Below are 14,958 nucleotides of genomic sequence, written 5' to 3' on the forward strand. Positions count from 1 at the left end.
CATAATCTAGCCTTCTCTGTGATTTGTTAGCGGATACAATTATTTTTATAGGAGAATTTTTGCTAGATGAATTCCAGATAAAAAGGAGAAGAACAATTTCGTTCTCTCCTACTAAATTTCTTTCAAATAAAATATTTATTGATGACGATTTGCCCAAGCAACATCCAAATCTAACACTTCTTGTGTTGTGTATTGTTGGCGATAAGGATTGTAGACTTTGTTAGTTGTTGCAACATTGGTTGCTTGCACATTTGGTACATCATATTGTGTCAAATTATATTGTTGAATCAAATTGTTCAACTTAACATTATAGCTTGTATCCGTTGCATAGACACCTGTTAAAGCAGCAGTTGCATTCATATAGCTGGTCGTATTACTCTTCCAAGCATAAGTGTAGCGGCTATGTTTTAAAATCGTCACATAGTCTTGTAAAGATTCAACATAACTTGGATAGGATCTAAATTCTGCATTGACATTATAAGTATTTCCTTGCCCATCATCTTCTAGTGTAGCCATTGTTGCTGATTGCCCAGCATATTGTCCTTTGATGCCAAATAAATTATGATGAGGAGCGGCTGATAAAGCAGAACGTCCAGAATTGCTTTCCAGAATGGCCTGTGCGATCATAATCGAAGCATATAAATCATTTTCTTGTCCCAATTGACGAGCAGTTTCACCAATTTGTGAAATGAACACCTCTGTTTGAGTTAACGGACGTTGGTAAGTCTCATCATTGGCACTAGCTGGGTGAACTTGCTTGGACAAAACTGCACTAACCAATAAAGCAGCGACCGCCAAAGCTAGAACTGTTAAAATTCTTTTTTTCAATTTTTTCTTTCTCATAGCTTATTCTCCAGTATAATATATTTTGATTATAACATAAAATTTCCAGCCCTTAGTTACAATTTGGTGACAGATTCATTATAAAAAACAGAGAAAATGTGTACTGACCCCCAAGAGTTAGATTTTTCTTGTCCAACTTTTGGGGGTCAGTACAATGATTCTCAGTTTTTTCTTCAATTCCTAAATTTTTTCCAAAATCGCATCCCAAGCTGCATCTAAACCATCTTTATTGACAGATGAAAAAACAATAAAATCATCATTTTTATCAAAATCCAACTTTTTCTTAATGACTGATTCGTGCTTGTTCCATTTGCCGCGTGGAATTTTGTCAGCTTTCGTGGCTACGACAATGACTGGTATTTCATAATATTTAAGAAATTCGTACATTTGTACATCGTCTGCACTTGGCTCATGCCGAAAGTCCACTAGACTGACAACTGCTCTGAGATTTTCCCTGCTCGTCAGATATTCCTCAATCATCTTGCCCCACTTCGCTCGTTCTGTCTTAGAAACTTTAGCATAGCCATATCCTGGGACATCCACAAAACGAAGTTTGTCATCAATATTGAAGAAATTCAGCAATTGCGTTTTTCCTGGCTTGCCAGAAGTTCGAGCTAGATTTTTTCGATTTAACAATGTATTGATAAAGGAAGATTTACCAACATTTGATCGTCCAGCAAGAGCGATTTCAGGAATCTCATCTTGGGGATAATGAGATTTATTTGCTGCACTTAGCAAAATTTCTGCATTGTGTGTGTTAATTTCCATTGCACACCTCTTTATGCTGTTTCTAAAATCGGCTTATCCGTTCCATCAACTGCTTCCTTGGTAATCCGTACCAGCTTCACATTTTCTTGACTTGGAACTTCAAACATAACATCCATCATAGTTTCCTCAATGATTGAACGTAATCCACGCGCACCTGTCTTGCGTTCAATGGCCTTGTTAGCAATTTCCTGAAGAGCATCATCATCAAACTCTAGTTTAACATCGTCATAAGAAAGGAGAGTCTGATATTGCTTCACTAAAGCATTCTTTGGTTCGCGCAGGATTCGCACCAAATCATCAACTGTCAAAGGCTCAAGCGCTGCAAACACAGGCAAACGACCAATCAATTCCGGAATCAAACCAAATTTTTGAATATCTTCAGAGATGATTTCTTGCATATAAGAACCAGTTTCATCAATGGCTTTATTATTTTGACCAAAACCGATAATTTTTTCGCCTAGACGTTGTTTGACAATTTCTTCAATACTGTCAAATGCACCACCAACGATAAAGAGAATATTCTTGGTATCTACTTGAATCATTTCTTGTTGAGGGTGCTTGCGACCGCCTTGCGGAGGTACGCTGGCTACAGTTCCTTCAATAATCTTGAGGAGCGCTTGCTGAACGCCTTCACCAGACACATCGCGAGTAATAGACACGTTTTCGCTTTTCTTCGCAATTTTGTCAATCTCATCTACATAGATGATACCACGTTCTGCACGCTCAATATTGAAATCTGCTGCTTGCAAGAGTTTCAAGAGAATATTTTCAACATCTTCTCCGACATACCCAGCTTCTGTCAAAGCTGTCGCATCTGCAATCGCAAAAGGAACATTCAGACTTTTCGCCAAGGTTTGAGCAAGAAAAGTCTTACCAGAACCAGTTGGCCCAATCATAAGAATATTGGATTTTTGTAATTCGACATCATCCTCTTCTTCACGATTATCGTGAAAATTGATACGTTTATAGTGATTGTATACAGCAACAGCCAATGCTCGCTTAGCACGGTCTTGCCCAATCACATAATGATTCAAAATATTGAGTAGTTCTTGCGGTTTTGGCACTTCTGACAAGTCCGCTAGTACTTCTTCTGCTAGTTCCTCTCTGATGATTTCTTGCGCTAATTCCACGCATTCATTACAAATAAAGGCATTATTTCCTGCGATAATTTTTTGGACTTCTTCTTGGCTTTTACCACAAAAAGAGCAATAAACCATCATTTCATTCGTACGATTTGTAGGCATTTTTCACTCCAATTCTATTCGTTGTTTATTCTATTTTCTCATTTAAATAAGGTCATATAAAAAGCATGAATACTATTCACCAAATTTGTAAAAGCATTCAGCCAAAAGAGCACTGACAATCCATACCGTTTTTTACGAAAAGCTTGCGTTGCCGCCATAACACAAACGACACATAAAAGAGCCGTAAAAAATCCGAAAATACTACGTTCCATTACGACTCCTTTCTCTGAAAGGTTGTGACAGTAAAGTCATACTCATTCTTTTCATCTTTGGCATGAAACTGATGAGACAGCTCCTGAAATTTCGTCATATTAAAATCTTTCGGGAAATAGGTATCTCCTTGTAAACGAGCATGAATACGGGTAATAACTAATTCATCTATTAAGGGCTCGAACGCAGAAAAAATCTGACCGCCGCCAATAATATAAAGAGTTTTTTCCTGAGTCTCATACCATTTCATGACAGAATCAACATCATGAAACACTAGAACTTGCTCATTCTCTGCTTGATATGATTTGTCTCTCGTCAAAATAATTGTCGTGCGATTGGGTAATACTCTGCGGTTCATCCCATCAAATGTCACTCGCCCCATTAAAATAGCCTGTCCAGTTGTCATTTCTTTAAAATGCTTGAGATCAGCTGGTAAATGCCAGGGCAATGTGTTGTCTCGCCCAATCAAGCCATTCTCATCTTGCGCCCAAATAGCTACAAATTTCTTTGTCATTTCCTAATCCTTTGAATTGATATTTCTATTTTATCAAATTTCACAAAAAAAGGCTGACTTTAACTATCAAATCAATACTAATTTATATTGCACAAGAAATCCGTTCTTTTATGATGTCTTGTGAAAATAGTTAGATACAGCCCTTTATTTTTTAGATTTTGAAAATCTGAAAATCAATTCATTCTCAAATGGCTAAATCAAATTTCAACTGTGGCTTAACAGGGATATAATCAACTAATTCAAAATCTTCTGCTTTAATGTCAAAAAAGTTGGTTCCGTCTGGAACATTTAAAACCAAGCGTGGCGTACAGTTAGTTGGTTCACGTTGAAGTAATTCTTCAGCCTGTTCAAATTGATTATCATAAATGTGCAAATTATTGACAAAATAAAAGAATTTACCAACTTTCCAGCCAAAATGCTTGGCAATCATCATTTGCAATGCTACATACTGCATGGCATTGATGTGATGAGCTACCAGCATATCATTTGAGCGTTGTGTCAGAGTTGCATCCAGATAAATGTCACCGTCTACACGACGTACATCAAACATGGTCTGAAAGGCACACGGTAGTAGACCTTCTGTTTCTTCAAATGCTTCATAATCCCAAAGTGAGATAATATTTCGTCGATTCCAAGGATTGATTTCTAGCTGTTTCAAGATTTTATTGATAATATCATGTTTCTTAACAACAGCGCCATAACGCAAGCCAATCGTGCGAGTATCTCCTACTTCCCAATCATTCCAATAATGAACATTGTACTTTTCTTCTAAAATATCTAAGCTATTGGATTGGTCTTGGTAAATCCAGAGCACCTCTTTGATAGCTGACTTGATAGCAATCGGCCGAAGCGTTGTAATAGGAAATTCTCCCTTGCTCAAGTCGTATTCAGCAAAAGAACCTGTAATATACTTAGAGTTAGCCACTTTCCCGTTTTTATAACGAGGGCGTGCATTTTCAGAAAAAACACCTTCAGTCAAGATTTTTCGAATATTTTCTTTAAAAATAGTATCTGCTTTTATCATGATTTCCCTTTTCTAATATTACTTTTTCTAGTATAACACAAAATAAAAATCTCCTACAAGTCAAAACCTTGCAAGAGAACATGCTTTAATATCGAATTTTTTGAGCTCCATAAATCGAATGCTGACGATGTAGAGAAAACGCCACCGAACACACTATGAAAAAATAGGGGAAATTAGTAAAGCCAAATACTTCACAGCCAATTAAAATCGGACCTAAGAAAGTAGAGGTCGCACTTCCGAAAACTGCAGCATAGCCTAGCGCCGCAACCAAGCTAACTGGAAGACCAAATAAACCTGCCAGTAGAACGCCTAGACTTGCCCCAATTGCAAAAAGCGGTGTTACTTCTCCACCTTGAAAACCTGCTGATAAAGTCAAAACTGTTAGAAGTAATTTGAAGAGCCAATCATATACATAGACGGGCTGACCAGCAAAACTAGCTGCAATCAAATTTGTTCCAAGCCCTGAGTAGCGACCTTTATCTAACAGCAGAAAGACAATACTTAAAAATATTCCCATAACGACAATCCGTTTGTAGGAATTTGGAAAAATAATTGCTGCTTTCTTTTTGCTCCATGAGAGAGCATAAGCAAATAAATTGCCGCAAAGTCCAAATAGAACTCCAAGAAACACTAATTTGATAAGAAGCGTCGGTGACAATACCAGATGCACAGAAATTGGTTGTACAAACTTTTCAAGCCCTAACGCATGCGATGTCCAAGAAGCAACAAAGGAAGCAATCATTGCAGGATACAGAGCCGTCAGTTGCATGGTTCCTACAACCAAGACTTCCATTGCAAACAAAATTGCCGCCAGCGGTGTTTGAAACAGTCCAGCAAAACCAGCAGCCATTCCTGCGACTAAAAAGATTTTTGAAGTGTTGGGGATAGAAAATTTCTTGCGAAACCAATGAGAAACTGTTGCTCCTAATTGTACTGCTACTCCTTCTCGACCAGCTGAGCCACCAAAAAGGTGCGTCATCCAAGTTGTAAATATAACCAAAGGAATCAAGCGCTTTGGGATATGTTCCTCTACACCATGTCCTACATCAAAAATCAAGGTCATCCCTTTGCTACTGCTTCCACCATACTTTTGATAAAGAAATACAATTCCTAATCCCGCAACAGCTAAAAAAGGAATCAAATAGAGTGGATACATAGAACGAATATCGCTTAAAAAGATAAGGGTTCGCCCAAATATCACATCAATAATCCCAACTACTAGACCTATAAAAATGGATAACACTGTAATAGCCACTGCTCGCTTTCCACTATCAAGCCATTCTATATCACGCGAATGTTTCATTTTAACTTCCTTTATTATTTGACGTGTTGGTCTTGATAAGCACGCGAATGTTTCAAAATATCAGAAAAAGTCTGAACAATAGTTTCTTTGTACTGTTTTTCATGTACACTATTTGCAACTTTCTCTAGAATAACTTGTTCACGTTGGATATCCAAGACAGCTTTTCCAGTCTGACGTTTATAAAGAGCAACTTGACTCACCAAAGCCATTCTTTTTTCTAGTAAGGCAGTCAAATCTGCATCTATTTGATCGATTTCTTTTCTAATTTCTACTAAATCCATAATTTCCTCCTAATTACTTTCTATCTTAACAAAATTTTTCACAATATGCTAGTAATCGTCAGATTTTGAATCTCAGTCCTAATTTTCTCAATTTTAGCAGAAAAATAACACTCAAATTGAGACAAGTTCAAATAAAGATTATTCTTTCAGAGCTAAGCAGCTTCTAACCTTCTACTTTGCTTCTACTCGCCCTAAAATCCGGCTTGACAATCCCTTTCCTTCTGTGGTAATTTTGAAAAATAAGGGGGAACGATGTTAGATTACTATTTGGAAAAAGTTATTTTAAACAAGGCAGAAGTGTTACAAATTTTGCTGGAATTTCAAACTTTAGAGATTGAGCAGATAAACACAAATTACCAGTTTTAGTGAGAAAAACATTTATCAATACTTGGCAGAGCTGAAGGAAGAATTTCAAGATTTGTTCTGTTTGCAAGTCATTAGACGTACGGTTCATTTGGATATTTATACAAAGCTCAATCCGCTAGTCTGTTTTCATCGGATTTATCAAGGTTCTATTTTTCTTCGTCTTTTGTGTTATTTCTTGCGGGAAGAAAAAGAAAGTTTTGCCTGTTTTATCCAAAAAGAATATCTCTCACGAGCTACGGGTTATCGGCTCTGCGATAAGTGTTTGGATTTTCTAAAAGGAATTAGACTTTCTTTAGACAAATACCAAGTGATTGGGCCAGAATACCGCATTCGATTTCTGATTGCTTTGTTGGAGTACAAGTTTGGCATTCATCTGTATGCGATCACAGAGAAAGAATTAGAGATTGTTTTTGACTTGATTAGCGCTTCCAACGCTCACCTCTCTATAGAAGCTTTTGAGGAAGCTACAGAAGAAAGTCGCTTCTTTTGCATTTTAATGGTTTTAATGTGGAAACGAAAGGATTTTGCAGCGGATATTCCGGAATCTCCTGAACTGACTCGGCTCAAAACACTATTTATCTATCCAAAACTGTTGTCCTTGACCAAGAACATCATGGAATCTGCGTTAGAAATAACATTTACTCAAGCAGACTATGATTATCTCTTTCTAGCTTATTGTACGGACTCCCAATCCTTTTTTCAAAGACAAATGGTCCGATGAAGACCAGCGTTTAGCGGTTGATATGGTGACCAATCAAGGGATTTTGCTTCCATTTATTCAGAAATTGCAACACTTGTTTGGCGAGGAGATGACGAATTCTCAGACCTTTCGCATTGTCATACTTTTCTTTCTGAAGCCTTTTTTCTGCAATTTGCAAAGCTTGGTGCCTAATTCCTACATTTTTCAATACGACCATCGGGGTCTGTGCGACCCACTTTATCGGATTTTAAAGGTGCTTGTGAGAGAATGGATGCAAGAGATGGGCTTAACAGTCGAGGTTTACAAGTACCACATTTATCATGTGAGCATTCAGCTACGAGAGCTGATTTATTCCCGCATGGCTCCTATTCCGCTTTACATTTTTACGAGTAACAATGCGGATTTGACAACTTTAAAGAATGCCTTCTCCATGCATATTCCACCTGCTATTGCACGAATATCTGGTGTTGACTTTTTGAATACCTCCTTGGATTTGCAGACGCACGAGGAAACAAGCATTATCGTAGCCGACCAGCACCTTTCGACTTATCTCGAAGCCTTATTTCCAGAGGCAGAACACATTCTCATCAACTTTTCTATGAACTTTTATGACATTCATTACCAGCATATCTATGAAGCTATTTATAAACTGAGAGAAGCGGTATCGGGAGTATGTCAAGGGCTTGGAGAAGTTGATGTAGAACAAATCAAAATCGTTAAAATCCGGAAAATGGTTATCTGTACAGTGCCTGAAAGTCAAAAAATACTTTTCTTCAGTTAAAAGCAATAAAGCCTGAAAAAGTTCCTTTAGGTAACAATTTTCAGGCTATTTTTTATCTAAAAATCTCAATTGAACAGCCTTTTCAGGAAATTCAAAATAAAATTTTATTATTGTTTTGAGACAGACTCCTGCTCATTAGAGACTCCTGCTCATTAGACGAAGTTGTCTTTTCAGCTGTTGATTTTGTTTCATTTTCAGCCCCTTTCAAGTCTGACGGAACTTATTCTTTCTCAGAATTGTTTACCTTATTTCCTTCTTCATCTAATCCTTTCCTCAAATCCGGCTGCACTTTTTCTTCTTTTTTAGTCTCAGAACCCTTGTCTATTGAGTCAGCAGTTTGTTCCTCTACTGGAGACGATTTAGCTTCACTGGTATCTACTTTCTTTGCAGTACCTTCTTTTTTAGAAACCTCTTTTTCTTCTTTCTTTTCCTCTCTCAATGGATTGTTTTCAATGCTTTCTCCCTTAACGGCTGGGAAATGCTGAGCCAATGCTTTTGGAATTCGATTTTCATTTAACTCCAGTTCTAACTTTGGAATAAAATTATGACTAAGATCAATATAGGTAATGGTATTGTTAGGGGTACTAATCGCCACGCTTGTGATCTTATTCTTAGATACATCTAAATTTTCAAGTGCTTTAAATTGATTCACACCTTCCAAATTCTTCAAGGCATTGCCGCTTAAACTCAATTCCTTCAAAGATGATTGAGCTCCAGAGATATTTAAGCTCTGAATTTGATCTTAAGCTGCTGTAAAGCTGGTCAGATTCTTTGCTGCTTCAATCCCTGCCAACGAAGTCAGGCGATTACCACTCATTGTAATACTTGTCAAAGCAGGATTGTTTTTCAAGAAATTCAAATTTTGAATATTTGACTCATTCACTGTCAGTTCTGCAAGCGCTGAGGTTTTCAAACTATTGATATCCAAGTTAGGATTATTTGACAAGAACAGACGTGTTAGGTGCGCTTTTTGAGCCAATGCTGATACATCTTGGAGTTGATTGTGCTCCAGACTAACCGCTTGTAAATTTGAAAGATTTGACAGAGCTGAAATATCTGAAATTTCATTATAGTCCAAATTTAAGGATTCTAAATTCTTCAACTGAGCCAGCGGACGAATGTCTTTAATTTTGGTAAAACTAATTCCTAGCACTTCAATATTTGGCAGCAAATTAAGACCTTTACGTTCCAGCGGATCTTTTCATTGCCCAATATTTAGGTATTTCACCGTTGCCAACCAGGCTTTCATCTTTTCCAAGTCCGTTTCATTTGACGGAAATTCTGTATCCGCAGTTGCATGTAAAATATCTTCGATAATCTCATCATCAAATCCTAAGGCTTTCAATGTTGCCATGCCTACCTTATCATGAGCATGCGGATCACCGTGTGGATCGAATGGTTTGGTCGTATCAATGTCACTAATTAAAGTTGAATGTTTGTGATCGCCATGTGGATAAACAAAAGCCTTCCCTTTTTCATTGTCAATCACTTGGATCAAACTTTCATCAATTCCCAACTGTTATGCCAGATAGGTCTTTTTCTTAGTGATTTCTTCATTTTCTTTTGAAGAATCTTGTGCTGGCGTGGACGGAGTTTGACCTTTTCGAGCATAGTAAGCGTCCTCAGCAGCTTTTTTATACTCTGCTGGGATTAAATATTCCCATTTGGACTGAATGAGTTGTTCATAAGAGATAACGTGCGTATGACCGTTATGGTTCACTAATAAGCCATAGGATTTCTTTTCTTGAATCCCTGTTCCATCAAATAAAAATCCATCACTTGTCGGATAATCTATACCAGCAAACTGATGTTTGTTTGAACCTGGATGTTGCGGATTAACAGGTGGATTTGTGTAATTTGGCTACGCAGCGGCGGTTGACGGAGCTTGACCATTTTTCGGAATCAAATAAGCCCATTTGCTGTTTTTTAAATCGGAATAAAAAATAAAGTGTGTGTGACCATCATGGTCTAAAATCAAACCGTCACTTGTTCTAGCCTTAATCTGTGATTCACTTGTGAATAGAAAACTATCATCTGTCGGCTTATCTACACCTGGTACTTGACCTTTTTTAGCGTTAGAATGTTTCTTTTTCACTCCTTGTTTCGCCGTCACCTTATCCCTGATTTTTGACGACGAGTTAGAATAGCAAGCAGTCAGTAAAAGATTGCAAGATAAAGCAATTCCCGCCAATGCCCAAAGCTTCTTATATTTCATATAGCTCCCCTTTTATTTAACTAGTTAATATTTAACTAGTTAAACATAACACAGAAAACACATCTTGACAAGAAAAAATAAGTCAAATAGAGAGTTTTTAGCAAAATATAGAAAAAAACAGACAACATCTGTTTTTTGTAAACTTTAAGAGGGCTGTTTTCGTTTCTGACGTCTTGAAAAAGACATCACTCCATAAAAACTATAACCGGCAAGCAAATAGCCGATAAAGATTTTAAGTGACCATTGCAACACATACGGCCAACCGTACTTTGGAATATTTAAGAAAAAATAAGCAAAAGGACTATCTTTTGCGCCTGGAATAGGCCATTTGATGACTAAACCATTAAACAAGGCAAAAGCCAAATAAATCAAAGGCACACTTGTCCAAACAATCGGGTCAAACCAACGATATTGTGAGCGTTTATCAAACAACAAGGTATCCGCTAAAAACCATAGTGGTACAATGTAATGACAGAGGAAATTTTCCAGTCGATAAAAATCAGTCGCGAGCGGTGCCAACATAAAATGATAAATGACGCATGTAATCATGATACACATGGTCACTCCGCCTTTTAATCGAAACAGCGACTGCGTTTGCCAGCGATGTTCAGAACGCGCCATTAGATAGAGCAAATAGGCCGTAAAAGCTGTGACAATCATGTTAGATAAAACTGTGTAGTACATCAGCATTCCTAAGCCACCATGCTTTATGATTTCAAGGTAGACTCCTATAAATCCTAACATAAACAATACCATGCGGCTATAAAAAATCACATTTCGCTTCATCACCAACCTCAGATTTTCTTGACAAACTCCGATTTGAGCTTCATCGCACCAAAACCATCAATCTTGCAGTCAATATTGTGGTTTCCTTCTACAATCCGAATATTTTTCACACGCGTCCCTTGTTTCAAATCCTTTGGAGCACCTTTGACCTTTAAATCTTTGATGAGAGTGACGGTATCTCCGTCCGCAAGCTGATTCCCATTTGCATCAATTGCTCTGATACGCTCTTCTTCAACGACTTCTGTCGGATTCCATTCGTAGGCACATTCAGGGCAAACTAACAGCAAACCGTCTTCGTAAACATATTCTGAGTTGCATTGTGGACAATTTGGTAATTGATTCATACTTCTCCTTCACTAATCTCTAGACATCACACCTAGAATTTATCATGCTTTTCTATTTTACTATAAGATAAAAAATTTGACAAATGAGATAAAATGACTAATTTTTAAAAGACTTTTTGACTCAATACTTAATGAAAATTACAAGATTTAACGACCTTCACTTCTATCTGCTAGTACCTTGAGCAATCAACTACCATGTTGTTGATTTATTGCGCCATACACTTTGAAGTTGGAGATTTTTACAAAGTATAAAAAATCATTTGATTTTCTATTATAAATTTTTTTGATGTCATAAAATGCTTCAATCATTGCAAACCATCTATGTCATTTGCCTAGTTCCTGAGTGCGTTTATAAGACGCAGCAACGGCTTTGATAATGTTCCCTCTGAAAGCATCTTCTTCAAGACTTGCTACTCCCGCAATCGTTGAGCCTGCTGGGCTGCAAACCTGATCTTTGAGAACAGCAGGGTGTTGACCACTTTCTTTGGCTAATGCTGCTGCTCCTAAAAGGGTCTGATTTGCTAATTGCAGAGCTAAGTCTCGTGGTAAGCCAGTTTGTACTCCTGCGTCAGCTAATGCTTCTAAAAAAAGATACACAAAAGCAGGACCACAGCCTGCCACAGCAGTAGCGGCATCTAATTGCTGCTCCTTTAAATGAACCAGCAAACCGGCAGAATCCAATAGTTCACACAACAAGTCTTCATCCTGCTCTGTTGCTTTATCTGATAAAACATAGCTGATAACACCGTCACCAACTGCAACAGGCGTATTGGGCATTATCCGGATCAACCGATGTTGTGTAGGAACAAGAGCTTCTAACTGCTGCAAGGTCAAGCCGGCAGCCATAGAAATCAGTAAAACAGAGCTGCGTTTTTCCAAAATAGCATGGTACTCTTGCAACAAATCCGCAAATTGGGCGGGTTTAACACCTAAGAAAATAACATCTGCTTGCTCAAAGACGACTTCGTTCGTGACAGGTTCGCCACCCACTTCATTCGCGATCTGTTTTGCTTTTTCTGGGCTTCGATTTGCTAGTAGAGCTTGATGATTTTTTTGCCTCGCCACTACACGCGCTAAGCTCCCTCCCATATTTCCTAAGCCGATAAATCCAATTTTCATGTTTTTACTCCCTAATTTGTCCTGAACCTTGCACAACATATTTGTAACTCGTTAATTCTTTTAAGCCCATCGGACCGCGTGCGTGTAATTTCTGAGTAGAAATCCCCATTTCACAGCCCAAACCAAATTCTCCACCGTCTGTGAAACGTGTGGAAGTATTGACATAGACTGCTGCACTATCAACCTGCTCTGTAAAAGTCGCTGCGCTGGTGGCATTGTTGGTAATAATGGCATCTGAATGATGTGTGCTGTGTTGCTCAATATGTGTGATAGCTTCTTCCAAAGAAGCCACTACCTTTACAGCCATGATGTAATCTGAAAATTCGCTATCAAAGTCGCTAGGCTCTGCTATTTCCCCTGAGATGAAAGAGCGAGCTATTTCATCCAATCGAAGTTGAACAGGTACTACCCCACGCGCTTTACGAACAGTTACTAAGCGTTCTTCTAATGTTGGGAGAAACTGAGAAGCAATTTCTTTATGAACCAGACAAACTTCCATTGCATTGCAGACCGAAGGACGACTGGTTTTAGCGTTATCAATGATATCTAGTGCCATTTCTTGATTGGCGTCCTTATCAACATAGATATGAACAATCCCCGTACCAGTCTCAATAACAGGAACGGTCGCATTTTCAACGACCGCTTGAATCAGCCCCGCACCCCCACGAGGAATTAGCAAATCCAAATAGCCTTTTGCTTTCATCAAGATTTGAGCACTTTCACGACTGGTATCTGACACCAACTGCAAACAATCATCTGAAATCGCGGTTTGACAAAGTGCAGCTTTTAGCGCAGAAATAATGGCAGTAGCTGTTTTATGCGCTTCTTTTCCGCTGCGAAGAACAACTGCATTCCCGCTTTTAATGGCTAAAGCAGCTGCATCAGATGTCACATTTGGACGACTTTCATAGATAATTCCAATCACTCCAAGAGCTACCCGCTTTTTAATGATTTCTAGTCCATTTTCCAAATGAGAGACTTCTAAGATGTCTCCAACGGGATCTGGCAACGCAATCACTTGACGAATGCCAGTTGCCATGTCTTTGATGCGATTGACATCTAAATACAGACGATCCAACATGACATCTGAAATATGACCTTTTGCCGCTTTCATGTCTTCCGCATTGGCTGTCAAAATTGCGTCCGTAGCTGCTTCTAAATAATCAGCCATCAAAGACAGAGCTTTATTTTTCTCAGCTGTTGAAGCTGTGTTAATTGATTTTTTTGCTTGCTTGATTTTCTCTAGTAAGCCTTGTGTACTATTCATATCCTACTTCCTCTTAAAATTCTGACAATAATAATTCCAATTCAGGCGTTAGTGAAATCCAATGATCTCGGTGAATTACCACTCCCTTTGGTTTATTGGCTTTCAGCATATCTTGCAAAGCTGACTGCCCAAAACGAACACGTCCTTTTCCTAAAATGCGCTCTGTATCCTTTTCATAGACGGTCACAATATCATCATAAGAAAAGTGTCCTGACATTTTTGAAATTCCTGAAACAAGTAAGCTCTTGCCTTGCTCACTCAATGCTGTACTTGCACCTCTATCCACCCAGATAGAGCCTTGACTGGCAGCGTAAAAAGCCAACCATTGTTTTTGCGTTTTCATATTTTTGGCTGAAGCAGTAAAAAATGTGCCATTTCCCTGATTTTCTGCGGCTTCGATGAGGGCTTGCTCTTTCAAAGAGGAACAAATATAAACAGGAACCCCTGCCATAGTGGCAATCGTTGCTGCTTTTAGCTTGGTCAGCATACCACCTGTTCCATTAGAAGAGCCTGCTCCACCTGCCATTTCAAGCAAATCCGTCGTAATCTCCTCTACCAAATCAAGGCGCTTGGCATCAGGATGATTGACTGGATTTGCCGTATAAAGCCCGTCAACATCCGTTAATAAAACTAACAAATCTGCTTGCACCATAGACGCAACCTGAGCGCTCAACGTATCATTGTCACCGACTTTCAACTCAGCAATGGAAACCGTATCATTTTCATTGATAATTGGAATGGCTCCTCGGTTGAGCAAAACAGAAATCGCCTGATGTGTATTTTTATAGCGCCGTTTATCCGCAAAATCATCTTGTGTTAATAAAATCTGAGCCGAGACAATCTTTTTCAATAACAGATTCGTCGTGTATTCTTCTAACAGCAAGCCCTGACCCACCGCTGCGGACGCTTGCTTGTCTGCAATTTTTGTCGGGCGTTTCTTAAAGCCCAAAGATGAGAAGCCTGCCGCTATTGCTCCTGATGAGACTAAAATCACCTCGTGCCCTGCTTCATGTAGCATGGCTAACTGCTGGGTAATCACTCTCACTTTCGTTCTCGATAAACTTCCATCCTCATTTGTTAAAGAACTGGTGCCGACTTTACATACAATTCGTTTATATTTCATAACCCTCTCCAAAGCTAATATAACACGTGGTGCTATTTAATTTCAAAATATCTCAAATTATAATCTAGTA

16 protein-coding genes and 1 pseudogene are annotated in these 14,958 nt (G+C 38.4%); 2 read left to right on the plus strand and 15 right to left on the minus strand.

The window, feature by feature from the left end; genetic code table 11:
* Nucleotides 1-135: 135 nt before the first annotated feature.
* The 8 genes from HMPREF2876_RS00660 to HMPREF2876_RS00690 form a co-directional block, all read right to left on the minus strand.
* On the minus strand, nucleotides 136-843 hold the full coding sequence (locus HMPREF2876_RS00660) for a glucosaminidase domain-containing protein (protein ID WP_003024892.1): 708 nt from the start codon (nucleotides 841-843) through the stop codon (nucleotides 136-138).
* Between the two features lie 180 nt (nucleotides 844-1,023).
* A complete protein-coding gene (gene yihA, locus HMPREF2876_RS00665; RefSeq protein WP_024052279.1) occupies nucleotides 1,024-1,611 on the minus strand; it encodes a ribosome biogenesis GTP-binding protein YihA/YsxC in 588 nt (195 codons plus the stop codon).
* Nucleotides 1,612-1,622: 11 nt separating this feature from the next.
* A complete protein-coding gene (gene clpX / locus HMPREF2876_RS00670; RefSeq protein WP_024052280.1) occupies nucleotides 1,623-2,855 on the minus strand; it encodes an ATP-dependent Clp protease ATP-binding subunit ClpX in 1,233 nt (410 codons plus the stop codon).
* Nucleotides 2,856-2,893: 38 nt separating this feature from the next.
* Nucleotides 2,894-3,067 carry a hypothetical protein gene (locus tag HMPREF2876_RS10430; protein ID WP_003024903.1) on the minus strand — a complete coding sequence of 58 codons (174 nt, stop codon included), beginning with the start codon at nucleotides 3,065-3,067 and terminating at the stop codon, nucleotides 2,894-2,896.
* Nucleotides 3,067-3,579 (minus strand): dihydrofolate reductase, encoded by a 513-nt coding sequence (locus tag HMPREF2876_RS00675; RefSeq protein WP_070583919.1) that lies wholly within the window; start codon nucleotides 3,577-3,579, stop codon nucleotides 3,067-3,069. Before HMPREF2876_RS00675 ends, HMPREF2876_RS10430 begins: the two co-directional genes overlap by 1 nt.
* 184 nt (nucleotides 3,580-3,763) lie before the next feature.
* Nucleotides 3,764-4,603, minus strand: coding sequence for a thymidylate synthase (locus HMPREF2876_RS00680; protein ID WP_070583921.1), 840 nt, complete (start codon nucleotides 4,601-4,603; stop codon nucleotides 3,764-3,766).
* Nucleotides 4,604-4,688: 85 nt separating this feature from the next.
* Entirely contained in the window at nucleotides 4,689-5,906 is a 1,218-nt protein-coding gene (locus HMPREF2876_RS00685; RefSeq protein WP_070583923.1) for a voltage-gated chloride channel family protein, read from the minus strand.
* Nucleotides 5,907-5,920: 14 nt separating this feature from the next.
* Nucleotides 5,921-6,187, minus strand: coding sequence for a chorismate mutase (locus tag HMPREF2876_RS00690; RefSeq protein ID WP_024052284.1), 267 nt, complete (start codon nucleotides 6,185-6,187; stop codon nucleotides 5,921-5,923).
* A gap of 388 nt (nucleotides 6,188-6,575) precedes the next feature.
* On the opposite strand from HMPREF2876_RS00690, the gene HMPREF2876_RS10755 reads away from it, so the two are divergent.
* Nucleotides 6,576-7,274 carry a helix-turn-helix domain-containing protein gene (locus HMPREF2876_RS10755; RefSeq protein ID WP_224784205.1) on the plus strand — a complete coding sequence of 233 codons (699 nt, stop codon included), beginning with the start codon at nucleotides 6,576-6,578 and terminating at the stop codon, nucleotides 7,272-7,274.
* Nucleotides 7,275-7,284: 10 nt separating this feature from the next.
* Here the strand turns inward: HMPREF2876_RS10755 and HMPREF2876_RS10760 are convergent, their stop codons facing one another.
* Nucleotides 7,285-7,470 carry a hypothetical protein gene (locus HMPREF2876_RS10760; protein ID WP_191620755.1) on the minus strand — a complete coding sequence of 62 codons (186 nt, stop codon included), beginning with the start codon at nucleotides 7,468-7,470 and terminating at the stop codon, nucleotides 7,285-7,287.
* Between the two features lie 42 nt (nucleotides 7,471-7,512).
* Between HMPREF2876_RS10760 and HMPREF2876_RS10765 the strand changes: the two genes are divergently transcribed.
* Nucleotides 7,513-8,034 (plus strand): hypothetical protein, encoded by a 522-nt coding sequence (locus HMPREF2876_RS10765; RefSeq protein ID WP_191620754.1) that lies wholly within the window; start codon nucleotides 7,513-7,515, stop codon nucleotides 8,032-8,034.
* A 91-nt stretch (nucleotides 8,035-8,125) separates the two neighbouring features.
* On the opposite strand, the pseudogene HMPREF2876_RS11105 reads toward HMPREF2876_RS10765, so the two are convergent.
* The 6 genes and pseudogenes from HMPREF2876_RS11105 to proB all read right to left on the minus strand — a co-directional run bounded on the left by HMPREF2876_RS11105 (nucleotide 8,126) and on the right by proB (nucleotide 14,888).
* Nucleotides 8,126-10,249: pseudogene (locus tag HMPREF2876_RS11105) on the minus strand (leucine-rich repeat domain-containing protein).
* A gap of 144 nt (nucleotides 10,250-10,393) precedes the next feature.
* On the minus strand, nucleotides 10,394-11,035 hold the full coding sequence (locus tag HMPREF2876_RS00725) for a Pr6Pr family membrane protein (protein WP_024052293.1): 642 nt from the start codon (nucleotides 11,033-11,035) through the stop codon (nucleotides 10,394-10,396).
* A gap of 8 nt (nucleotides 11,036-11,043) precedes the next feature.
* Nucleotides 11,044-11,379: a zinc ribbon domain-containing protein YjdM gene (locus tag HMPREF2876_RS00730; RefSeq protein ID WP_070583932.1), complete on the minus strand. Its 336-nt coding sequence runs from the start codon at nucleotides 11,377-11,379 to the stop codon at nucleotides 11,044-11,046.
* 324 nt (nucleotides 11,380-11,703) lie between these two features.
* Entirely contained in the window at nucleotides 11,704-12,498 is a 795-nt protein-coding gene (proC, locus tag HMPREF2876_RS00735) for a pyrroline-5-carboxylate reductase (RefSeq protein ID WP_024052294.1), read from the minus strand.
* 4 nt (nucleotides 12,499-12,502) lie between these two features.
* A complete protein-coding gene (locus HMPREF2876_RS00740; protein WP_024052295.1) occupies nucleotides 12,503-13,765 on the minus strand; it encodes a glutamate-5-semialdehyde dehydrogenase in 1,263 nt (420 codons plus the stop codon).
* A gap of 13 nt (nucleotides 13,766-13,778) precedes the next feature.
* Nucleotides 13,779-14,888 carry a glutamate 5-kinase gene (proB, locus tag HMPREF2876_RS00745; protein ID WP_024052296.1) on the minus strand — a complete coding sequence of 370 codons (1,110 nt, stop codon included), beginning with the start codon at nucleotides 14,886-14,888 and terminating at the stop codon, nucleotides 13,779-13,781.
* Nucleotides 14,889-14,958: the final 70 nt, after the last annotated feature.

The organism is Streptococcus sp. HMSC073A12, from assembly GCF_001812815.1.
GTDB lineage: Bacteria > Bacillota > Bacilli > Lactobacillales > Streptococcaceae > Streptococcus > Streptococcus vaginalis.